Origin of the sequence: Mesorhizobium sp. (assembly GCF_005063415.1) — a bacterium.
Lineage (GTDB): Bacteria > Pseudomonadota > Alphaproteobacteria > Rhizobiales > Rhizobiaceae > Mesorhizobium.
The window spans coordinates 34,562-55,193 of the sequence record NZ_SUEG01000019.1 but is presented as its reverse complement, the minus strand read 5'-3'; the positions used below and the strand labels follow the sequence as shown (position 1 = coordinate 55,193).

General features: G+C 63.1%; 18 protein-coding genes and 2 pseudogenes. 5 read left to right on the top strand and 15 right to left on the bottom strand.

Annotated elements, in window-relative coordinates; genetic code table 11:
- Positions 1 to 168: 168 nt before the first annotated feature.
- On the bottom strand, positions 169 to 1,077 hold the full coding sequence (locus tag E5W70_RS08065) for a LysR family transcriptional regulator (RefSeq protein WP_292656226.1): 909 nt from the start codon (positions 1,075 to 1,077) through the stop codon (positions 169 to 171).
- 81 nt (positions 1,078 to 1,158) lie between these two features.
- Here E5W70_RS08065 and E5W70_RS08060 point away from each other — a divergent pair, with 81 nt between their 5' ends.
- Together E5W70_RS08060 and E5W70_RS08055 are read left to right on the top strand one after the other, a co-directional pair.
- Positions 1,159 to 1,653 (top strand): hypothetical protein, encoded by a 495-nt coding sequence (locus tag E5W70_RS08060; RefSeq protein WP_292656223.1) that lies wholly within the window; start codon positions 1,159 to 1,161, stop codon positions 1,651 to 1,653.
- 70 nt (positions 1,654 to 1,723) lie between these two features.
- Positions 1,724 to 1,869: pseudogene (locus E5W70_RS08055) on the top strand (transcriptional regulator); the annotation flags it as partial.
- 161 nt (positions 1,870 to 2,030) lie between these two features.
- Here the strand turns inward: E5W70_RS08055 and E5W70_RS08050 are convergent.
- From E5W70_RS08050 to E5W70_RS08035, 4 genes are all read right to left on the bottom strand, one after another.
- The gene (locus E5W70_RS08050; RefSeq protein WP_292656220.1) at positions 2,031 to 2,468 is read right to left on the bottom strand and encodes a nuclear transport factor 2 family protein; all 438 of its coding nucleotides are present in this window, start codon (positions 2,466 to 2,468) and stop codon (positions 2,031 to 2,033) included.
- 414 nt (positions 2,469 to 2,882) lie between these two features.
- On the bottom strand, positions 2,883 to 4,334 hold the full coding sequence (locus E5W70_RS08045) for a S8 family serine peptidase (RefSeq protein WP_292656217.1): 1,452 nt from the start codon (positions 4,332 to 4,334) through the stop codon (positions 2,883 to 2,885).
- Positions 4,324 to 4,992 carry an anti-sigma factor gene (locus tag E5W70_RS08040; RefSeq protein WP_292656216.1) on the bottom strand — a complete coding sequence of 223 codons (669 nt, stop codon included), beginning with the start codon at positions 4,990 to 4,992 and terminating at the stop codon, positions 4,324 to 4,326. Before E5W70_RS08040 ends, E5W70_RS08045 begins: the two co-directional genes overlap by 11 nt.
- On the bottom strand, positions 4,989 to 5,552 hold the full coding sequence (locus E5W70_RS08035) for a sigma-70 family RNA polymerase sigma factor (protein ID WP_292656213.1): 564 nt from the start codon (positions 5,550 to 5,552) through the stop codon (positions 4,989 to 4,991). Before E5W70_RS08035 ends, E5W70_RS08040 begins: the two co-directional genes overlap by 4 nt.
- Positions 5,553 to 6,075: 523 nt before the next feature.
- Between E5W70_RS08035 and E5W70_RS08030 the strand changes: the two genes are divergently transcribed.
- Positions 6,076 to 7,047, top strand: coding sequence for an NAD(P)-dependent alcohol dehydrogenase (locus E5W70_RS08030; protein ID WP_366509680.1), 972 nt, complete (start codon positions 6,076 to 6,078; stop codon positions 7,045 to 7,047).
- Positions 7,048 to 7,128: 81 nt separating this feature from the next.
- Here E5W70_RS08030 and E5W70_RS08025 read toward each other — a convergent pair whose 3' ends face one another.
- The 10 genes from E5W70_RS08025 to puuE all read right to left on the bottom strand — a co-directional run bounded on the left by E5W70_RS08025 (position 7,129) and on the right by puuE (position 18,805).
- Positions 7,129 to 7,968 (bottom strand): alkaline phosphatase family protein, encoded by an 840-nt coding sequence (locus E5W70_RS08025; protein WP_292656210.1) that lies wholly within the window; start codon positions 7,966 to 7,968, stop codon positions 7,129 to 7,131.
- A 103-nt stretch (positions 7,969 to 8,071) separates the two neighbouring features.
- Positions 8,072 to 9,757, bottom strand: coding sequence for an ABC transporter ATP-binding protein (locus E5W70_RS08020; protein WP_292656207.1), 1,686 nt, complete (start codon positions 9,755 to 9,757; stop codon positions 8,072 to 8,074).
- Positions 9,757 to 10,584, bottom strand: a complete 828-nt coding sequence (locus E5W70_RS08015; RefSeq protein ID WP_292656204.1) for an ABC transporter permease — start codon at positions 10,582 to 10,584, stop codon at positions 9,757 to 9,759. Before E5W70_RS08015 ends, E5W70_RS08020 begins: the two co-directional genes overlap by 1 nt.
- 11 nt (positions 10,585 to 10,595) lie before the next feature.
- A complete protein-coding gene (locus E5W70_RS08010; protein WP_023718086.1) occupies positions 10,596 to 11,555 on the bottom strand; it encodes an ABC transporter permease in 960 nt (319 codons plus the stop codon).
- Between the two features lie 16 nt (positions 11,556 to 11,571).
- Positions 11,572 to 13,158 (bottom strand): ABC transporter substrate-binding protein, encoded by a 1,587-nt coding sequence (locus E5W70_RS08005; protein WP_292656200.1) that lies wholly within the window; start codon positions 13,156 to 13,158, stop codon positions 11,572 to 11,574.
- Positions 13,159 to 13,314: 156 nt separating this feature from the next.
- Entirely contained in the window at positions 13,315 to 15,297 is a 1,983-nt protein-coding gene (locus E5W70_RS08000; RefSeq protein WP_292656198.1) for a CocE/NonD family hydrolase, read from the bottom strand.
- A 69-nt stretch (positions 15,298 to 15,366) separates the two neighbouring features.
- Positions 15,367 to 15,960, bottom strand: a complete 594-nt coding sequence (locus E5W70_RS07995) for a nucleoside deaminase (RefSeq protein WP_292656196.1) — start codon at positions 15,958 to 15,960, stop codon at positions 15,367 to 15,369.
- Positions 15,960 to 16,463: an ureidoglycolate lyase gene (locus E5W70_RS07990; protein ID WP_292656194.1), complete on the bottom strand. Its 504-nt coding sequence runs from the start codon at positions 16,461 to 16,463 to the stop codon at positions 15,960 to 15,962. The genes E5W70_RS07995 and E5W70_RS07990 overlap by 1 nt, the downstream gene beginning before the upstream one ends.
- Positions 16,460 to 17,323 carry a bifunctional allantoicase/(S)-ureidoglycine aminohydrolase gene (locus tag E5W70_RS07985; protein WP_292656191.1) on the bottom strand — a complete coding sequence of 288 codons (864 nt, stop codon included), beginning with the start codon at positions 17,321 to 17,323 and terminating at the stop codon, positions 16,460 to 16,462. Before E5W70_RS07985 ends, E5W70_RS07990 begins: the two co-directional genes overlap by 4 nt.
- A 48-nt stretch (positions 17,324 to 17,371) precedes the next feature.
- Positions 17,372 to 18,805, bottom strand: a complete 1,434-nt coding sequence (gene puuE / locus E5W70_RS07980; protein WP_292656188.1) for an allantoinase PuuE — start codon at positions 18,803 to 18,805, stop codon at positions 17,372 to 17,374.
- Between the two features lie 169 nt (positions 18,806 to 18,974).
- Here puuE and uraH point away from each other — a divergent pair, with 169 nt between their 5' ends.
- Together uraH and xdhA are read left to right on the top strand one after the other, a co-directional pair.
- Positions 18,975 to 19,349, top strand: a complete 375-nt coding sequence (gene uraH, locus E5W70_RS07975) for a hydroxyisourate hydrolase (protein WP_292656185.1) — start codon at positions 18,975 to 18,977, stop codon at positions 19,347 to 19,349.
- A 1-nt stretch (position 19,350) separates the two neighbouring features.
- Positions 19,351 to 20,632 (top strand): annotated as a pseudogene (xdhA, locus tag E5W70_RS07970) (xanthine dehydrogenase small subunit); the annotation flags it as partial.

The following is a 20,632-nucleotide window of genomic DNA, read 5'->3' as shown; positions in this document are numbered from 1 at the left end:
GCGCGGATTTCCGGATTGGAGGAGGGCGCCCGCGGCGAGGTCTGGCCGGTCGACCTGGTGGTCAGGGCATCGATCGCCGGCGCGCCTGCCTAGGGGCACTCAATCACTCTGAACGGCCGAGGTCGACCTTGGCGGCTGTTGGTCAGCGTCAGCGAGTGCGTCCTGGTCTCAGGCCGCGGATTTGAGGTGATCGATGAAGGCGCGCAGCTTCGGCAGGACTTGGCGCTTGCCAGGATGATAGAGGAAGACACCCGGCGTCGTTGTTGCGATGCTGTCCAGCACCGATCTGAGTTTTCCTTCGGCTATCGGACCTTCGGCGAGTGGTCGCGGCGTTTGCGCTAGCCCAACGCCCCGCATCGCAGCCCCGACCAATGTCGAATAGTCGTGCGCGATCAGTGGGCCTGAGACGACCGCTTCGATCGCGCCATTGCCGTCGATGAACGACCAGGGCGCGATGCTGCCATTCGAGCGGCGCAAGCGCAGGCAGGCGTGGTGGCGCAAGTCGTCGACACGCTCGGGACGGCCGTGGCGCTCGAGATAGTCAGGGCTACCGACGACCACGAACGAGAACGGCGCTGTCAGCCGCACTGCGACCATGTCGGCGGCGATGAGCTGGCCGAGGCGGATGCCGGCGTCGAACCCGCCGGTCGCGAGATCGACCATCTGGTCGCTCACGGCGATCTCCAGTTCGATCTCAGGATAGGCTTGGCAGAACGACGCGAGCACCGGCTCCAACATCAGCGGCACGATGGCGCGGGGCACAGACAGGCGTAGCAGACCGGTCGGCCGTTGGCCGATATCGCGGGCAGCCTCGCCGGCCGCGACGAGCTCCTCGAATGCTGGTCCGGCACGGTCGAGGAATCGCTGGCCAGGCTCGGTTAAACCGATGCTCCGCGTCGTGCGGACGAACAGCGCCGTGCCCAGGCGGGCTTCCAGTGCGCGCACCGCCTGGCTCACAGCGGACGGCGTCACGCCGAGATCGGCGGCGGCACGGCGGAAGTTGCGGCGCCTGGCGACGGCCAGGAACGCCTCGACGCCCTCCAGCGCACCATGTCGGACTGTGTAGTTCTGCTTCATAGGTTGTTGTGATTACACCGGATAGTCGAATTGCGGTAGCGGGCTTAAGGCCGCGTGAACCAACTGTTGAGAGGCGGCCAAATGTCCACGGAAATGGTGTTCCAAATCCATCTTGTTCTCGGCTATGTCGCGTGGCTGCTTTGCTTCGGAGCGTACGGTTTGCCGTGGCTCAGGTCGATGGACCGGGTCGCGGCGCAACGCGCTATCGCTACGCTGCACAGCTTCCGCTTCTTCGGGCTCGTCTTCATGGTTCCAGGCGTCGTAGGCCCCAATCTGCCTGCCAATTTCGCCGTGTTCGCCGCCTACGGCGATTTCGCGACTGGCGTGCTGGCCATGCTGGCGCTGCTCACGGTGAGGATACGCCGGCTCTTCTGGCCGTTGGTCGTCGCCTTCAATGTCGTAGGGACGGTCGACCTCATCGTCGACTACTATCACGCCATTCAGATCGGCCTTCCTGCACGCGCGGGGGAACTGGGCGCCACCTACGCGATCCCGATCATCTACGTACCGTTGCTGATGATCACGCACATCGCCGCGTTCTATTTTCTGGCACGTCCTCGGCAAACCGCGACTTGAGCGGGCGCGGCTACTCCTTCGCCGCTTCCGCCGCCTTGGTGTCCGGCAGCCCATAGCCGAAATCACTGTCCTGAAGCCGCAAAATCTTTCGGTGCCGCTGTCGACCACACGTTCGTCGATCCGCCTGGCGGCCGCACGCATCGCCGAACGGCTCGCGGCGAGGTTTGGCCGGTCGACTTGGTGGTTAGGGGATCGGTCGCCGGCGCGCCTGCCTAAAGGTCAAAACTCGATCACTCCGGGCGACCGAGTTCGACCCAGAGCGGCCGTCCGACCCTGCGAGCCCGATGACGCGGGCCAACCCTTAGCAGAGAACGGACTGAAGAATAGCCGCGCTGCAGCAGCAAAGGAGATCGATCGCTTCCCCCATACCACAACCGCTATCGGTGGAGTACCGAATCGGCTGGCTGAGCCGTCGTTATCGGATCGGCATGACGATGCACAATCTTCCACAGACCATCTTCTGGGCGAAAGACGCTCGTCGCGCGTAACGCAAGAGGCGTGACATGGCTCCGACCGCCAACCTTGGACCTGAGCCGCTCCACTTCGACGATGTATGCCAGCTCAGACGTCACACACTTCGCCATGTTCTCGAAGCCGGTAGCGTCGCCGTCCCTGTAGTTCGATGCCGCTTGCTCCATCATCTCAACGACCTGCTTCCATCCATGCGCGAAAGGGCCAAAGGGATTGCCCAGTGTTACATCGTCTCGTTGGGAAAAGAGCTTCTTCGCTGGCGCGGGGTTTCCTTTCATGAACTCATCCAGAGCCAGGTGGTATTCTTCAACTGCTTGATCGAAGTCACTGGCGTCGAGGGACACGTCATCCTCCCTGTCGTTTTTATTTCTGATCCGGACTGGCGACCACAGGTCTACATTCTGTGTGCCCGCAGCGGTGAAGCATTTTCCCTACTGCGGCGTAGTGCAGGTTGGCTTGGTCATTATAGCACGGCGTGAGACAAGTTTCGCGACAGCGTTATGAGGCTCGGTAAACGGCCGCTCTCCACCGAGGCCGGTGGAAACCCGTCGCGATATCCTGAGCGTAGAATTCTATTCTCGAATAATGCTGCTGCTGCCCTTGAGAAGCATAAACGTTCTCAGCTTATGCAAAGGTCAGGAACAACATTCTTAGAGCATCGGCCAGAGTCGAGTTTTTACACGGCCTCCACCCTTCTTGGCCATTTGCGACAACCAATTGATTGAGCTTTGATAAGGCAGAAGCTTCAAACAAAAGACTTAGTCCTTGGCCGCCTCGGCGGCCTTTGTGTCCAGCAGGCCAAAGCCGAAATCATTGTCGCGCCCCTTGGGGCCGAGATCCTTTGCCGTGGCGGCAAGTGCTTTCTCTACCCAGTCGGCAGAGCGGTCGGGCGCGGCATGCAACAGATTGGCGATCGCGCCGGTCACGATCGCCGCTGCAAAGGAGGTCCCGGTCACCACGTCCGAGCCGGCGCCGCTCGGCGCCACCATCTCGACGCCGGGAGCGGAGATGAAGACGTAGGCGCCGCGATTAGCCTGCGGCATCAGCCCGTCCTTGGCATCGGTGGCCGTCACCGCGATCACGCCGTCGAAGGCGGCCGGATAACTATAGGGCGCCTTCGGTCCGTTATTGCCGGCGGCCGCGACCAGCACGATGCCAAGCGCGCTTGCATTGCGGCAGGCGATGCCGAGCAGCTCGTTCTTCGGACCGACGAAGCTCATGTTGATGATGCGGACATCCTGCTCCGCCGCCCAGTCGAGCGCCGAAAGTATCACGTCCATGGTCGACTTGCCGCCCTCGAAGGCGCGGGCGTGATAGATCCTGGCGCCCGGCGCCATGCCTTTGAACGCGCCGGTGCCGGCGATCAGGCCGTCCACCGAAGTGCCGTGGTCGCGCGCCTTGATCGGCACGTCGGGCATGGCATCGAACTGCCCGGCAATAACGCCGGAAAGCGCCGGATTGCTGTCGTCGATGCCGGTGTCGATGACGCCGACGCGGACATTCTCGCCGCTGGCCGCGTTGGCGTCGAGTGCGATGCGCTCGAACGCATAATTGACGATGCTGGCCGCCTGCTGCAGCGCATAGACGTGGTTGGCCTCACGCCGCAAAGTGCGGCCGTCGGCGGCAAGTTGCGCCAGCACGACGCCGACCGGGCGGCCATCGGGTATGCCGAAGCGCACCAGTGTGTTGCCGAGCAGCCGCGACTGCCGCTGCGAGCGTATCTCGAGGCCGAACGAGGCGGCGATCTGCTGGACCGCGCCGGCATCGCCATTGACGGTGACCAGCACCTCGTCGGGCACGAAATCGCCGATCACGGCGCGCGGCGGCTCGGTTGCGACAAGATCGGTGGGTGCTACGACCGGACCACCCGGCGCGGCAGCCTGTATTGCCGGCGCGCCCGAAGGCGGAGCGGACGGCGGCGCCGCAGTATTGCCAGGAGGTATCGGCGCCTCGGTGACTACGGCAGGATTGGGGAACAGGTCGACAATCAAGGCCGGAAGAAACACCACGCCCGTCGTTCCAGGAGCCGGCGCTTTGCCGCCATCCTTCACGCCGCCGCCACCCTTGGCGCAGTCGGCGTTGGCAGCACTTCCCCGGTTCAGGCAGTCGATCTCCGCCTGGGTGAGGTTCGGGTCGTTGGTCTGCGCCATTGCGGACGCGGCGAAGATTGTCATCGCCGCCGTCAATCGAATGACCGCCTTAGCCGCCATCAGCCGGTTTCCTTCCCTCCAGGGCAGCTTCGGTGAAAGGCTGGGCGGCAATAAGGTCAAGCAGTTTCTGATAGTCCGCGGCGGTCTCGGCCGGAACGCCGAGGCGGAACACGCCGTCGGCGGTAGGCCCGCCCGCGATCTTCAACTGGTTCTGGTCGAGAAAAGCGAGGATGTCGGACAGCTTCGCATCCGGTTTGAACTTCACCAGTGCAAACGGCATTTTGGCCAGATCGTCCTCCGATCCGGCAATCTCGAAATCGCCACCTCTGTTGCCGGTCTGCACAAAGGATTGCGCGACGACCAGAGCCAGCAGCACCGCGGCCGCCGCCCAGGCGACGCCGGCGGGCACCGCCATGAAGCGGCTCCAGGCCTGCGCCAGCCAGGACGATGCCGCAGGCGCGCGGGCCGGGCCAGCCTCGGCGTCGAGCGCCCTGGCAAAGCGGCTGAGCGCATCGGCCGGCGGGCGGATTGCCTCGTTTGCGGCAGCGGTGCCGGAGAATTCGGCCTCGGCCTCGCCTAGTGCGGCCATCGCCGCCGGGTCGCTCGCCAGCCATTCCTCGATGGCTTCGAGCTCGGTGCCCTCCAGCGAGCCGTTCAGATAAAACGGCAGCAGCATTTCCATTTTGTCGCGGCGCGACATTTTTTCAGCGGCGCTCATGGCCACCCCCTGTCGTAACCGGCGGCCTTGAGGGCTTCGCCGAGTTTCTTGCGGGCGTAGAACATCCTGGTCTTGACCGTGGCGACCGGGATACCGAGCACCTCGCCGATCTCGCTCACCGATTGCCCGTGATAATAGGCAAGGTCGATCACCGTGCGGTGCTCTTCCGGCATGGCATCGATGAAGCGTCGCAAGGCAGCGGCCTTGTCTTCTTTCATCGTCACGACTTCCGGCGTGTCGGCGCCGTCGGCGACCTGGGCCGCGTCATCGTCGTCGATCCAGTCTTCCTTCTTCTTGCGCAGCAGGGACAGCGCCTTGAAGCGGGCAATGCCGAGCAGCCATGTCGACACCTCCGAGCGCCCCTCGAAGACCGGCGCCTGCCGCCAGAGTTCGAGGAATACCTCGTTCGCGATATCGTCGGCCATCAGTTCCGATCCCGTCTGGCGTGCCACGAAGCGGTAGACCCGCGCGTGGTGGCGCATGAACAGGAGCCGCACGGCGGTACGGTCGCCCTTCGCGACCCGCTCGACGAGCGCGCGATCGGTCTCTGCGGCCGTCATCGCCGGTCGAGCCGCCTGGCTCCTGCCTGCTCTGTCGCTGATCGGCCCAAAAAGGTTCACCGCCTCCGCCCGCATATTTGCGGAGGCTAACTGAACAGCGGGAGCGTTGCCAGAGTGTACCGTTCTCCCCCTTTTTATAGATACTGTCTCAGTCAGTGGCGCCAAGCAGAAGGCGGCCGTCAAGCTGGCAATGACGGCGCCCACGAGGTGGCTCATACCCATCGGGCAAGGTGCAGTCGTTCAGCCTCGGGCGAGGGGTAATTGGACTCAGGGATTCCCGACAGTTTTGTAACTCAACGGTCCGCTGCGGGGCGACTAAGGTCCCGATCGCAAACGGCAACCCAGCCTGAAGAGGCGAATGTCATGACCAACAACAGCTTTGCGGGCGCGATTTTCGTGGATGAGTCGCCGGTGGCGGTGTTCGACGCGGTCAAGCGTCCACGCGAGTGGTGGGGCGCATGAAGCCTTGCGCGGTCGGAAGGAGCTTTCCATGAGACTGATTAGGCTGAAAGCGCCGGGAGGCTTGGAAAATCTCAAGCTGGTCGAGGAAGATTGCCCGGAACCAGGGCCGGGTGAGTTGCTTGTCAGGATACGCGCGTGTTCGTTGAATTTCCATGACAGCATGGTGGCGCTGGGCAGGAAACCGTGCGCCGATGGCCGTATCCCGCTGTCCGATGGCGCCGGAGAGGTGGTTGCTGTCTCAGACGATGTCCAAGAATTCAAGGCCGGCGATGCCGTCGTCAGCACCTATTGGCCCCATTGGCTGGCAGGCCAACCGACGCCAGCCAATAAGAGCGGCGAATTGGGAGATGATGTTGACGGCTATGCCCGCGAGTATGTGTGCATGCCCTGGCATGCCTTCACAAGGGCACCGGCAGGCTTCACGCATCTGGAGGCGGCAACGCTTACTTGTGCCGGCGTCACCGCCTGGAAAGCCCTGATGGTGTGCGGCCAGGTGAAGCCCGGTGATACGGTGCTGGTCCTTGGCACGGGAAGTGTATCGCTGTTCGCGCTGCAATTCGCAAAAATTGCCGGCGCTCGGGTTATTGCCACCTCTTCATCGGAGGAGAAGCTGGAAAAGCTAAAGCGGTTTGGGGCCGACATTGTCGTCAATTACAAGGCAGTGCCGGATTGGGGTCAGAAGGCAAGGGTTTTGACGGACGGACGCGGCGTCGATCATGTGATCGAGGTTGGCGGGCCCGGCACGTTGGCGCAATCGATAACAGCTTGCAGGATGGGCGGCCACATCGCACTGATCGGTGTCTTGAGTGGGTTTGCCGGGCAAGTTTCGATCCCGGCCCTGTTTTCCAATCAGATTAGGGTCAGCGGAATCTCGATTGGCAGCAGGGCAGACCAGGACGACATGATTCGTGCCATAGAGGCCAACCGTTTGAAGCCTGCTATCGACCGCGGTTTTCCGCTGCAGGAGATCGCCAATGCCTTCAAGCACTACGAGTCCCAAAAGCATTTTGGCAAGGTCTGCCTCGAACTTTGACTGCTGTATCCGGCCTCCATTTGGCGTCGCGCATTTCGGCCCGGCTTTATGTTCTCGGCAAGTAAGCAGGCCAGGCACCAATCAGTCGAGAAATGGCTCGGCCTTCATTGTCGCCGGCACCGGCACGCCGAGACACGCAAGCACCGTCGGCGCGAGCTGCAGCTGATCGAGCAGCGTATTGGCTTCCGGACCCTCGCCGGATCCGAAGTAGTAAAGTGCGAAATCCTGCATCTCCTCGTCGTGGCCGCCATGATGGCCGCGATTGGTCTGGCCATGATCGGCGGTGACGATCACCTCGTAGCCGGCCTCCCGCCAGCGCGGCAGGAAGCCGGCGAGCATGGCGTCCATTGCATAAACGGCATGATCCATCTCGTGGCAGTCATGGCCGAAGCGGTGGCCCATCGAGTCCAGCGTGCAGCTGTGCAGGATGCCGTAGTCGATGCCGTAGCGCCTGGTCAGCATGGTCAACGTCGCGAACAGGTCGACGTCGCTCGGCGTCATCTGGTTGCTGGCATTGTAGCCGGTCATGGTGTGGAACCGGCCATGGCTGATCGGCCCGCCCGGCTCGTCGAACTCCATGTGCTCGACCAGGTCGAACGGATAGGCCCGGAAGAATTCGGACCAGTAGGAATGGGTGACCGCACCCGTCTTGCCGCCGGCCTTCGTGACCTCGGAAAAAACGTCCGGCTGTTCGACGCGAAACCGGTTCTCGTTCGACAGGATACCGTGCACTTGGGGCGGCACGCCAGTGTGGATCGAGGCATAGCAGGATGCCGACGTCGACGGCAGCACCGAGCGCATCTTCCACACGCGCGCGTCGCCGGATTGCACCCAGCCTTCGAGATTGCCCATCAGCCGTCGCCAGTTCCGGTAAGGCACGCCGTCGAGGATGATGAGCAAAAGCTTTGTCTTGAGCGCCATAGGCGGCTCCGTGCGGTTTAGTCGGATAAGTCGGATCGTGCGCTTGGGGGCCTGCCGTTCAATCCACGCCCGGACCGGATCATCGGGCGCAATGGCCGGCCCGTTAGTTCCCCGCGCTGGCCATGCGCCGTCCCTTGATCGCCTTTTCCAGCCAGCCGATCTCCATTTCGGGCACCGACGACAGCAAAAGATCGGTGTAGGCATCGAAGGGTGGCGTCAGCACGGTGCTCTTGGCGCCGTAGCGCACCACTTCGCCGCGATACATCACGGCGATTGAATCGGCGATCGACTTGACCGTGGCCAGGTCGTGGGTGATGAACAGATAGGCGACGTTTTCCTCTTTCTGCAACCCGAGCAGCAGCTCCAGTATGCCGTGGGCGACCAGCGGATCGAGCGCCGAGGTCACCTCGTCGCAGATGATCAGCTTCGGCTTGGCGGCGAGCGAGCGGGCGATGCAGACGCGCTGTTTCTGGCCGCCCGAAAGCTCGGCCGGATAGCGGTCGACATAGCCTTTGCCCATTTCGATCTTGTCGAGCAGTTCGGCGACGCGTTTGTCGCGCTCACGCCCGCGCATCCCAAAATAGAATTCCAGCGGCCGGCCGATGATGGTGCCGACCGTCTGGCGCGGGTTCATCGCCACGTCGGCCATCTGGTAGATCATCTGCAGTTGGCGAAGATCCTCCTTCGGCCGGTCGGCAAGCCGGTTGGCGAGCGGCCGTCCGTCGAAGGTGACGGTGCCTTGTTCGGGCGGCAAGAGACCGGTGATGGCGCGCGCCAGTGTCGATTTGCCGGAGCCGGACTCGCCGACCACCGCCAGCGTCTGGCCGGGGAAAATATCGACCGAGACGTTCTTCAGCACCTTGATGTGACTGCGGCCATAAGCGGCGGTGATATTCTTGACCGACAGGAACGGGCTCGTGCCGGGCTTTTGCTCCTGGTGTTCGATCTCATGCACCGAAACCAGCGCGTTGGTGTACTCCTGGCGCGGCTCCTTGATGATCTGGCGGGTGCCGCCCCATTCGACCAGCCGGCCGTGGCGCAGCACCATGATCTCGTCCGAGACCTGGGCGACGACGGCAAGGTCGTGAGTGATGTAGAGCGCCGCGACATGCGTGTCGCGGATGGCATCCTTGATCGCCGCCAGCACGTCGATCTGCGTCGTCACGTCGAGCGCCGTGGTCGGCTCGTCGAAGACGATCAGGTCGGGCTCCGAGCACAGCGCCATTGCCGTCATCACGCGCTGCAGCTGACCGCCCGACACCTGGTGGGGGAAGCGCTCGCCGATGTTTTCGGGGTTCGGCAGGCTGAGCTTCTTGAACAGCGCCACGGCGCGCTTTTCGGCTTCGGCCCGCGTCGCCGTGCCGTGCAGGAGTGCTGCCTCGACCACCTGGTCCATCAGCCTGTGCGCCGGATTGAAGGCCGCTGCCGCCGATTGCGCGACATAGCAGACCTCGCGGCCGCGCAATTTGCGGAACCCTTCGTTGCCGCCCTTCAGGATGTCGCGGCCATTGAGGATGACCTCGCCGCCGGTGATGCGCACGCCGCCGCGGCCGTAGCCCATCGACGACAGGCCGATGGTCGATTTGCCGGCGCCGGACTCGCCGATCAATCCGAGCACCTTGCCCTTTTCGAGTGTCAGTGAGACATCGTGCACCAGCACGATGTTCTTCGGCGCCTCGCCCGGCGGATATACGGTCGCCTCGATGCGCAGATTGCGGATGTCGAGCAGCACGCCGGACTTCGGTTGCCCGGGCTTCGGTTGCCCGGGCTTTGGTTGCTTGTCGGCCATTACCCGCGTCCTCCCTTCAGGCTTGTCGTGCGGTTGAGCACCCAGTCGGCGACGAGATTGACGGAAATCGCCAGCGCTGCGATCGCCGCCGCCGGAATGAGGGCGGCGCCTATGCCGAAGACGATGCCATCCTTGTTTTCCTTGACCATGCCGCCCCAATCGGCGTCCGGCGGCTGCACACCAAGCCCAAGGAAGGACAGCGTCGACAGGAACAGCACGGCATAAATGAAGCGCAGGCCGAGTTCCGAAACCAGCGGCGACAGCGCATTGGGCAGGATTTCCCGGAAGATGATCCAGCCGCTGCCTTCGCCGCGCAATTTGGCCGCCTCGACGTAGTCCATGACATTGATGTCGACGGCGACCGCCCTCGACAGTCGGTAGACGCGGGTCGAATCCAGAACGCCCATGACCAGGATCAGCGTCACCAGATTGGATGGCAGCACCGACAGCACGACAAGCGCCATGATCAGTGTCGGGATCGACATCAGGAGATCGACGAGACGCGACAGAAGCGTGTCGAACCAGCCGCCGAAAACCGCCGCCGAGAAGCCGAGGATGGCGCCGAGCGAGAACGACAGCGCGGTCGCCAGCACCGCGATGAACAGGGTGATGCGGGCGCCATAGATCATGCGCGACAACAGATCGCGGCCGAGATTGTCGGTGCCCAGCCAATGCGCCGCCGACATCGGTTCCCAAGGGACGTCGCTGACGATCTCGGCATTGCCATGCGGCGCGATCCACGGCGCAAAAATCGCCGCCAGAACGAACAGCATCGTCAGCACAATGCCGATCAATGCCGGGATGGGGATGCGTTTGATGACGAGCATACCCGACCCCTTCATTTCGGATGTCTAAGGCGCGGATTGGCGACGATCGCCGCTATGTCCGCGATGATGTTCAGGCTGATGTAGACGGCGGCGAAGATCAGCCCGACCGCCTGAACCACAGGCACGTCACGCTTGGTGACGTGGTCGACGAGGTATTGGCCCATGCCTGGATAGACGAAAATAACTTCGACCACGACGACGCCGACGATCAGGTAGGCGAGATTGAGCATGACGACGTTGATGATCGGCGCAATGGCATTGGGGAAGGCATGCCTGCGGATGACGGCGAAGGCCGAAAGCCCCTTGAGTTCGGCGGTTTCGACATAGGCCGACTGCATGACATTGAGGATCGCGGCGCGCGTCATGCGCATCATATGGGCGAGCACCACCAGTGTCAGCGCCGCCGCCGGCAGTGCGATGGCCTGGATGCGTTCGCCGAAAGGCATCCCGTCATAGACCGTGGAAATGGCGGGAAACCATTGATGCTGCACCGCAAAGAAAAAGACGAGCACATAGCCGACGAAGAATTCCGGGAAGGACGTCGAGGCCAGCGCCAGTCCCGAGATCAGCTTGTCGACCCAGCCATTGCGGTAGCGCACCGCGATCAGCCCGAGGATGATCGCCAGCGGCACCGCGACGACCGCCGCCCAGAAGGCGAGGAACAGCGTGTTCCACAGCCTTCCCTTGATAGAGGTTGCGATATCCTGACCGCTCGACATAGCCGTGCCGAGATCACCGGTCAGGATGCCGCCGAGCCAGCGAAAATAACGGATGTAAGCGGGATCATTGAGGCCGAGCTGCTCGCGCAGATTGGCGAGCGACTCCGGTGTCGCTGACTGTCCGAGAATGGCTTGCGCGACGTCGCCGGGCAGGATCTGGGTGCCGGCGAAGATCAGGACCGAAACGGCCAAGAGAAGGATGATGCCCAGCGCAATGCGCTGGGCCACCAGTTTCACGATGGGTGAGGACATATCCGCAAGGCCGGGCTCAGGCTTCGAGCCAGCACTTCGCCAGAGCATATCCGTTCATCAACTCCTGATGCGGATCATCCACCCAGCCGGCAACCTTGGCGCCCGTCGCGTCGATGAACTGATTGAACATCGGCAGGATCAGCCCGCCCTCGTCGCGCACCATCACAGCCATGTCGTGGTACATTGCCTTGCGCTTGGCCTCGTCGAGCTCGGCGCGGGCCGCCAGCACCATCTTGTCGAAATCCGGACGCTTGAACCGTGTGTCGTTCCAGTCGGCCGTCGACAGATAGGCGGTCGAGTACATCTGGTCCTGCGTCGACCGGCCGCCCCAATAGGAGGCGCAGAAGGGCTGCTTGTTCCAGACTTCCGACCAGTAGCCGTCGCCCGGCTCGCGCTTGATCTCCAGCTTGATGCCGGCCTTGGCCGCGCTCTGCTGGAACAGCTGTGCGGCATCGACCGCACCGGGGAAGGCGACGTCCGACGTCCGGAGCAGGACGGCACCGTCATGGCCCGACTTCTTGTAGTGGAACTTGGCCTTGTCGGGATCGTATTTGCGCTGCTCGATCTCGGTGAATAGCGGGTACGATGCATTGATCGGGAAGTCGTTGCCGAGCGAGCCATAGCCACGCAGCACCTTGTTCAGCATCTCCTCGCGGTCGATCGCTAGCTTCAACGCCATGCGCAAATCGTTGTTGTCGAACGGCGCGGTGTTGCAGTGCATGATGAAGACGTAGTGGCCGGGTCCCGAATGGTTGCGGATGGTGACGCCGGGCACGCGCTTGATCAGGTCGACGATCTTCGGCTCGACGCGGTTGATCATGTGGACCTGGCCGCCCTGCAGCGCCGCCGTACGCGCCGTGGCGTCGTTGATGACGATGATCTCGATCTGGTCGGCATGGCCCATCTTGTCGCCCTGCCAGTAATTGGCAAAGCGCTCGCCGCCATGGCGCACGCCGGGCTCGTTGGTGGTGACCTTGTAAGGGCCCGCCGAGATACCGGCATCGGCCTTGTCCTTACCGCCATTCGGCTGAATGATCAGGTGATAGTCGCTAAGCAGATAGGGCAGGTCGGCATTCGGCTCCTTCAGCGTCAGCACCACTTCCTTGCCGCTGGCCTTGATGCTCTCGATGCCCTTCATGTAACCGAGCGCACCGGATTTCGACTTCTCGTTCGAATGGCGTTCGAGGGTGGCGGCCACGTCCTCTGCGGTCACCTTCTTGCCGTTGTGGAACTCGACGCCATCGCGGATCTTCAGCGTCCAGGTCTTGGCGTCGTCCGACGAGCCGATCTCCTCGGCAATGCGGTTCTCGAGCTTGCCTTCGGGAGACAGCTCGACGATCAGTTCGCCCCACATCTTGCCGAAGGCGAACGGCACCTGCGTCATGAACAGCGCCGGATCGAGGCTGTTGGTGGATTCGCCACCGACCAGGCCGGCCTTGAGCGTGCCGCCCTTGACCGGACCCGCCGCGCGGGAAGCGCTGGAAAGCAGCGAATTGGCGAAGGTTGCGGTGACGCCGAGCGCTGCCGCCCGGCCGAGAAAATCGCGACGGCTCAGCTTGCCGGACGCAACGCGCCGGCTCAGATATTCCAGTTCGTTCGACATGTTAAGTTCCTCACTCTGTTGGTCCGACCTTATGGTCGTTTTTTTCTCATTTCGATCGGGAGAATAATGACCGTAAGGGAAAGCGGTAAGCAAGACCGAATGCGACATGCCGTGGCGTAAATCGTGCGTCGCAATTGGACTAATCGCGATAAGCGCTCAAAGCAGTGCGCGCGGGATTTTCTCCTCGAAGTTGCGCTCGAAGACCAGTTTCTCGCCTTCATAGGCTTCAATTCTGGCGCGAACCATGAAGCTTTGTGCGTCGGAGCGCATTTCGGCGAAGGTTTCGGTGCGCACGGACCATTCATTTCGCGACAGCGTCTGGGTCCAATGCGTCTTGCCCGACGCTGACAGCGGATTGTCGGGATGGATCGCCCATGTCTCTCTGGCGATGCTCCCATTGGCGAGGCCATGCTCCAGGTCGCGCACCTCACCAAAATCGTCGACGATGGAAAGCGTGATCATTCCGGTCTTTTCGTCGCGATCGACATGACGCCCGGAATTGGCGGCGCGGACCGTTTCGGTTGCCCAGGGCGTGGCGCCTTCGGGGGCGGGGAAGGTGACCTCGTCGCCTGTCGCCGGCGGGCGCAGCGGCAGCATCAATGTCGCGGCCGACAATTCCAGCCGGACCGGTTCCGGCGACGGCCAGATCATCGGCCAGTAGGCGTTCGAAACGGCAACGCGCAAGCGGTGGCCGGCCGGCACACGATAGGCGCATTGGTCGAGCACCACCCGGGCGCTGACGGTTTCGCCGGGCACCAGCGCTTCGGGAAATTCGTGCGAGTTGCGATGCGTCAGGTTGAGCACGCCGTACGAGATCAGCTCCGATGCCCCGTCCGGATGGACGTCGCACAGCCGAACCGCGATGTTCGCCTGGCGCCGGTCCGACGAGACCCTGACCACAACTTCGGGAGCACCGACAATGTCGACCGTTTCGGTCAGCACCGGCTGGTCGAAGCACACCGACAGCGCATCGTCGGGGCGCTGGTCACCCGGCAGTTCCGGGCCGAAGGTGAAGGGGAAATATTCGCCGCCGGCAAGGCCGCAGTTTTGCGGCGAAGCGACGATAGCGTGGTTGCCTTCAGCGATAAGCTCAATCTCTTGCGTCCTGATATTGGGTGACGGCCATTCCGATTCAGCGACCCAACGGCCCGGCCGCTCGGGACGCCACCGCGCCGGACGCACGCTGTCCATGACATAGGCGCGGTAGGCGGGGTCGGCCTCGACGCCGGTGTCGATGTCCTTCAGCCAGCGGTCCCACCAGCGCAACGCCTCCTGCAGGAAGCCGATGCGCGGTTCGGGCGCGGCGTAATGCGGGTATTTGTGGATCCACGGGCCGACGATGCCCTTGACCGGCGCCTCGATATTGGCGGCGAGATGGGAAATCGTATTGCGATAGCCGTCGTGCCAGCCGCCGATCGACAGCACCGCGGCATGGATGGCCGGATAGTCCTCGCAGATCGAGCCGCGCTTCCAATAGGCGTCGCGGTGCTGGTGCTTCAGCCACAGCGGCGCCAGGAAGGGCTGGTTCTCCAGCCGGGTCAGCCACAGGTCGCGCCATCTATTGTCGCCGGCCAGCAACGGATCCGGCGGCCGCGACGAATAGGACAGCATGGTCGAGGCCCAGCCGAAATTCTCGATCAGCAGGCAGCCGCCCTTGTAGTGGATGTCGTCGGCATAGCGGTCGACCGTCGAACAGAGACTGATGACCGCCTTCAGCGCCGCCGGCTGCTTAGACGCCACCTGCAGGCAGTTGAAGCCGCCCCACGAAATGCCCATCATGCCGACATTGCCGTTGCACCAGGGCTGGGCCGCCGCCCAGGCGATGACGTCGCAAGCGTCCTGCAATTCCTGCTCGGAATATTCGTCGTCCATCAGCCCTTCGGAATCGCCATTGCCGCGCATGTCGACGCGGATCGAGGCGTAGCCGTGGCCGGCAAAATAGGGATGCGTCAGCTGATCACGATAGATCGTGCCGTCGCGCTTGCGATAGGGCAGATGTTCGAGGATTGCCGGCACCGGATCGTCGGCAGCATCGGCCGGCATCCACACCCGCGCCGACAGGCGGCAGCCGTCCGGCATGACGATCCCCATGTCCGGAAATTCGACAACCTTGCGGGGAAATTGAGTGACGGTTTTCATGCGGCCACATGATGGAGCCGCTGCCGATGCGTCGTGGGCCAGCCAACGAATTCGGCTGGTCAATCCGCGTCAACTCAGCGGAATGTCGTTGTCGGCCTTGCCAGCCTGGTAGGCGCCGGACAGTTCGTCGTAGCGTGCGGAGATTTTGCCGATCCGCGTTTCCAGTCGCAGGCGCTCGATCTCGGGCAGCGACCGCACCAGTCTGCGGATCGAGAAGCTCTTCCAATAGGCGTTCTCGGCATTGTAGCCGCCGGGGTCGAGGGTGAAGACCTCCTTCAGGATCTTCAGGTCGTGCGGGATGTCGAAGTTGTCGCGCGAGTCCTCATGGCTGAACAGATAGTAGAAATTGTCGAAGCCGGTCCAGGTGATCGCCGACAGGCAGAGCGAGCAGGGTTCGTGCGTGGCAAGAAAGATCGCATCCCTGGTATCGACGCGTTCGGCCTTCGGCAGTTCGTAGAAGCGCTTCAGGCAATGCACCTCGCCATGCCAGAGCGGGTTTTCCGTCTCGTTGTTGGTTTCGGCAAGCACCAGCGAGCGGTCGTCCTTGCGCAGGATCGCCGCGCCGAACAGCTTGTTGCCACGCGCGACGCCTTCGGCGGTCTTCGGCCCGATGTCGTGCTCGATGACGTCGAGCAGACGGTCGATCAGCGAAATGTCAGCCATCACCGGCCCCCATCGGGAAGATGAATCTCATAGGCGTGCGAGAAGTGGCACTCTTCGAGATTGGAGCCTTCGCCGCCACGGTCGACGACCAGGAAGTCCTGCGGCTCGCCGATCGGCGTCAGCACGCCGTGCCACAAATTGCGCGGATAGTTGACGCCTTGCCCGGGCGCGGTGATGAACGCATGCGGTTCGCCCGGGCCTTCCTCGCCATCATGGCAGACGACGACCAGGAACGGCCGTGGCGACAGCGGGATGAAGGCCTGGCTGCCGAACGGATGGCGCTCCACCATGGCCAGCCTCAACGGCAACTCATAGGGCGTGCCGCGCACCATCGAGATCAGCACGCGCGCATTCGGCCCTCGTGCTTCCGCGGTGGCGAGATCGTGATAGCGCTCGGCCTTGCCGCCATTGATCGGATAATGGTTGTCGCCGCCCATATCGATGACGTCGCCGAATTCGGCGAAATTCTCGCGGGTCAGCGGCCGCGCGACGATGCGGGTCATGGTGTAGGTCTCGCGACGCCGGCGCTGCCAAGCTTGGCGTGGCGGTTGACGTCCTTGTAGAGGAGATAGCGGAATTTGCCTGGCCCGCCGGCATAGCAAGCCTGCGGGCAGAAGGCGCGCAGCCACATATAGTCGCCGGCCTCGACTTCTACCCAGTCCTGGTTGAGACGGTAGACCGCCTTGCCCTCCAGCACATAGAGCCCGTGCTCCATGACATGCGTCTCGGCGAAAGGAATGACCGCACCCGGCTCGAGCGTGACGATCGTGACATGCATGTCGTGACGCATGTCGGCCGGATCGACGAAGCGCGTGGTCGCCCATCGGCCTTCGGTACCCGGCATCGGGCTCGGCGCGATGTCCTGTTCGTTGGCGAAGAACGCTTGCGGCGTATCGATCCCGTCGACCGCATCATAAGTCTTGCGGATCCAGTGGAAGCGGACGGCGCCGCCGCTTTCATTGCGCACCGTCCACCCGCTCGCCGGCGGCAGGAAGGCAAAGCCGCCCGGCCTTAAGCTATGTTTCTTGCCGGCAAGAGAAACGCTCAGCTCGCCTTCGACCACGAACAGCGCACCTTCGGCGGCGGCGTCAAGCTCAGGGTGGTCGCTGCCGCCGCCAGGCGCGAGCTCGACGATATATTGCGAAAACGTCTCGGCAAAACCCGACAGCGGGCGCGACAGCACCCAGACGCGTGTCCCATCCCAGAACGGCAAGGCGCTGGTGACGATGTCCTGCATCACGCCCTTGGGGATGACGGCATAGGCCTGTGTGAACACAGCGCGGCCGGTCAGCAATTCGCTCTGGCCGGGATGTCCGCCCTGCGGCGCATAATAGGTTCGCTCGGCCATTTTCATCATATCCATAAATTCAAGCCTGTTGCGGAAGCCAGGGCCTATCGCGGCAGCCAAAGCCTATTGCGGAAGCATGTCCTTGAGACGAAGCAGCGCGATGCGCTCGACCTGTCTGCAGGCGGTTTCGAACTCAACGTCGTGGCTGTTGCCGATACGCGCCTCGAGCTCGGCCAGGATCTCCTCCTTGGTCTTGCCTTTCACCGCAATGATGAAGGGGAAACCGAAACTGGTGACGTAGGCGGCATTGAGTTTTGCGAACAGCTCGCGCTCCTTGTCGGTCAGCGCGTCGAGTCCGGCCGAAGCCTGTTCCCTCGTCGATTCCGCCGTCAGCCGCTTGGCCTGCGCCAGTTTTCCGGCAAGGTCGGGGTGGGCGTTGAGAACTGAAAGCCGCTCGGCCTCGCTTGCCGCGCGAAACACGCGGCAAAAAGCGTTGTGCAGGCCGCCGGCACTGTCATGCGCCGGGCCGAGCTCCAGCTCATAGGCGCGCTCGGCAATCCACGGCGAATGCTCGAACACGCCGCCGAATGCGTGGACGAAGGCCTCGAATTCCATTTTCGACGGGCGCAGCGCCGGCAACTGGAACGGATGCGTCTCCTGCCAATGTCTTGCAATGTCGATGCGCCGTGCCAGCCAGACCTTGTCGTGTGACTTGACGTAGTCGATGAAGCGCTTCAGTGCCGCGACCCGGCCCGGCCGCCCAACCAGGCGGCAGTGCAGGCCGATATTCATCATACGCGGCCGCCCTGCCTTGCCCTCGGCATAGAGCGTGTCGAAACTATCCCTGAGATAGGCAAAGAACTGGTCGCCCGAGTTGAAGCCCTGCGGCGTGGCAAAGCGCATGTCGTTGACGTCGAGCGTATAGGGGATGACCAGCTGCGGCTTCGCCGACCCGTCCGGTGCCACATGCTCGAACCAGTAGGGCAGTTCGTCGTCATATGTGTCCGACACATAGTCGAAGCCACCCTCTTCCGCTGCCAGCCGCACCGTGTTGATCGAGGTGCGGCCGGTGTACCAGCCGGTCGGCCGCGCCCCTGTCACCTCATAATGCAGCCGGATCGCCGCCTCCATGTCGCGGCGCTCGTCTTCCGGCGCGTGGTCGCGGTAGTCGATCCATTTCAGCCCGTGCGAAGCGATTTCCCAGCCGGCCTCCTGCATCGCCGCGACCTGGTCGGGCGAACGCGCCAGGGCCGTGGCGACGCCGTAGCAGGTGATCGGCACTTGTGCCTCGCTGAACAGGCGCAGCAATCGCCAGAAGCCGGCGCGGGCGCCGTATTCGTAGATCGATTCCATGTTCCAGTGGCGCTGGCCGGGCCAGGGCGCGGCGCCGACGATCTCCGACAGGAAAGCCTCCGAAGCCTTGTCGCCGTGGAGGACGCAATTCTCGCCGCCCTCTTCGTAATTGACGACGAACTGCACCGCGACATGCGCCCCGCCGGGCCATTTCGGATCCGGCGGATTGGCTCCGTAGCCGCGCATGTCTCGTTCGTAACGCATTCTCGCTCCTGCCGGAAAGTGTGATCAGGATAGTCGAAAGGAGTGCCTGCGCATTCCCCCGAAATTTTTGAAAGTGTTTTTGTCGCGCTCCGCTCGACCGGGACTTATGCATCGCCTTTAATTGGCGCACAATTCATAGTGTTCGACTATGCAGGGAATGGAGCAGCCAGTGGCGGAAACGTCGAAAGCCGAAGGCGGGCGCCTGACGACCCATGTCCTCGACACTGCGGCCGGCAAGCCGGCTGCCGGTCTGTCGATCGAGCTGTATCATCTTGACGGCCAGGCCCGGACGCATCTGAAAACGGTCGTCACCAATGATGACGGCCGCTGCGATGCTCCGCTGCTTGCCGGCGCGGAATTCCGTACCGGCGAATACGAGCTGATCTTTGCGGCCGGCGATTATCTGCGCCGGCAAGGGACAAAACTGCCGGAACCGGCCTTCCTCGACCATGTGCCGATCCGCTTCGGCATGGCCGAGCCGGTGCACTATCATGTGCCGCTGCTCCTGTCGCCTTTCGGCTATTCGACCTATCGGGGAAGCTGAGATGGCTGGGATCAAGACACGCAACGAAATCCGCTTCATCCTCAATGGCGAGGACGTCGCGCTCGACACGGTTGCACCCGACCAGACACTGCTCGATTGGCTGCGGCTCGACCGCTCGCTGCGCGGCACCAAGGAAGGTTGCGCCGAGGGCGACTGCGGCGCCTGCACGGTGCTGGTCGGCAGGCTCTCCGGTGGAACACTGGTCTATGAAAGCGTCAATGCCTGCATCCGCTTCCTTGGCTCGCAAGACGGCACGCATGTCGTGACCGTCGAGCATCTGCGCGGCGACCCAGGAAAACTGCACCCCGTGCAGCAGGCCATGGTGGATTTCCACGGCTCGCAATGCGGCTTCTGCACGCCGGGTTTCGTCATGTCGCTTTATGCTCTGTGGATGCGGTCGCCGGAGCCGTCGGACGCCGCCATTGAAAAGGCGCTGCAGGGCAATCTCTGCCGCTGCACCGGCTACGAGGCGATCATGCGCGCCGCACGTGCCATCTCCAGCTACGGCAAGGCGGCAAAGGATCCGCTGGCGGCGGAGCGCAAGGCAGTCACGGCCAAGCTCGAAGCGATGAAGGACGGTTCGCGCATCGAGATCGGCTCGGGCAACAAGCGGCTGATCGTGCCGGCCAATGCCGACGATCTGGCCAGCGTGCTGGTCAAGGAGCCGAGCGCCACTATCGTTGCGGGTTCGACCGATGTCGGCCTTTGGGTTACCAAGCACATGCGCGATATTGCGCCGGCGGTTTTCATCGGCAATCTCGATGGTCTGTGCGGGATGTCCGAGGACAAGGGCGTCATCTCGATCGGCGCCGGTGTCACCTATAGCGAAGCCTTCGCGACGCTGGCGAAGCGCATCCCGGCGCTAGGCCCGCTGTTCGACCGCATCGGCGGCGACCAGGTGCGCAACATGGGCACAATCGGCGGCAATATCGCCAATGGTTCGCCGATCGGCGACACGCCGCCGCCGCTGATCGCACTCGGTGCCCACCTGACGCTGCGCCGCGGCGACAAGCGGCGGACGATCCCACTCGAGGATTTTTTCATCGCTTATGGCCGCCAGGACCGGCAGCCCGGCGAATTCGTCGAGGCCGTGCATGTTCCGGTGCCGGGCAGAGAGACGAAATTTGCCGTCTACAAGATCACCAAGCGCCGCGACGAAGACATTACGGCAGCGCTAGGCGCGTTTTTCCTGAAGCTCGCCGAGCATGGCACGGTGGCGGATGTGCGCATCGCCTATGGCGGCATGGCGGCAACGCCGAAGCGAGCCTTTGGCGTCGAAAAGG

Excerpts from the sequence above, each read along its gene's own strand:
- E5W70_RS08025 (WP_292656210.1), bottom strand. The coding sequence starts at position 7,968 with ATGGCGCTCAAGACAAAGCTTTTGCTCATCATCCTCGACGGCGTGCCT.
- E5W70_RS07995 (WP_292656196.1), bottom strand. The coding sequence starts at position 15,960 with ATGGCTGACATTTCGCTGATCGACCGTCTGCTCGACGTCATCGAGCAC.
- E5W70_RS08015 (WP_292656204.1), bottom strand. The coding sequence starts at position 10,584 with ATGCTCGTCATCAAACGCATCCCCATCCCGGCATTGATCGGCATTGTG.
- E5W70_RS08000 (WP_292656198.1), bottom strand. The coding sequence starts at position 15,297 with ATGAAAACCGTCACTCAATTTCCCCGCAAGGTTGTCGAATTTCCGGAC.
- puuE (WP_292656188.1), bottom strand. The coding sequence starts at position 18,805 with ATGCGTTACGAACGAGACATGCGCGGCTACGGAGCCAATCCGCCGGAT.
- E5W70_RS07990 (WP_292656194.1), bottom strand. The coding sequence starts at position 16,463 with ATGACCCGCATCGTCGCGCGGCCGCTGACCCGCGAGAATTTCGCCGAA.
- E5W70_RS08060 (WP_292656223.1), top strand. The coding sequence starts at position 1,159 with ATGTCCACGGAAATGGTGTTCCAAATCCATCTTGTTCTCGGCTATGTC.
- E5W70_RS08010 (WP_023718086.1), bottom strand. The coding sequence starts at position 11,555 with ATGTCCTCACCCATCGTGAAACTGGTGGCCCAGCGCATTGCGCTGGGC.
- E5W70_RS08065 (WP_292656226.1), bottom strand. The coding sequence starts at position 1,077 with ATGAAGCAGAACTACACAGTCCGACATGGTGCGCTGGAGGGCGTCGAG.
- E5W70_RS08045 (WP_292656217.1), bottom strand. The coding sequence starts at position 4,334 with ATGGCGGCTAAGGCGGTCATTCGATTGACGGCGGCGATGACAATCTTC.
- E5W70_RS08035 (WP_292656213.1), bottom strand. The coding sequence starts at position 5,552 with ATGACGGCCGCAGAGACCGATCGCGCGCTCGTCGAGCGGGTCGCGAAG.
- E5W70_RS08005 (WP_292656200.1), bottom strand. The coding sequence starts at position 13,158 with ATGTCGAACGAACTGGAATATCTGAGCCGGCGCGTTGCGTCCGGCAAG.
- E5W70_RS07985 (WP_292656191.1), bottom strand. The coding sequence starts at position 17,323 with ATGGATATGATGAAAATGGCCGAGCGAACCTATTATGCGCCGCAGGGC.
- E5W70_RS08020 (WP_292656207.1), bottom strand. The coding sequence starts at position 9,757 with ATGGCCGACAAGCAACCAAAGCCCGGGCAACCGAAGCCCGGGCAACCG.
- E5W70_RS08040 (WP_292656216.1), bottom strand. The coding sequence starts at position 4,992 with ATGAGCGCCGCTGAAAAAATGTCGCGCCGCGACAAAATGGAAATGCTG.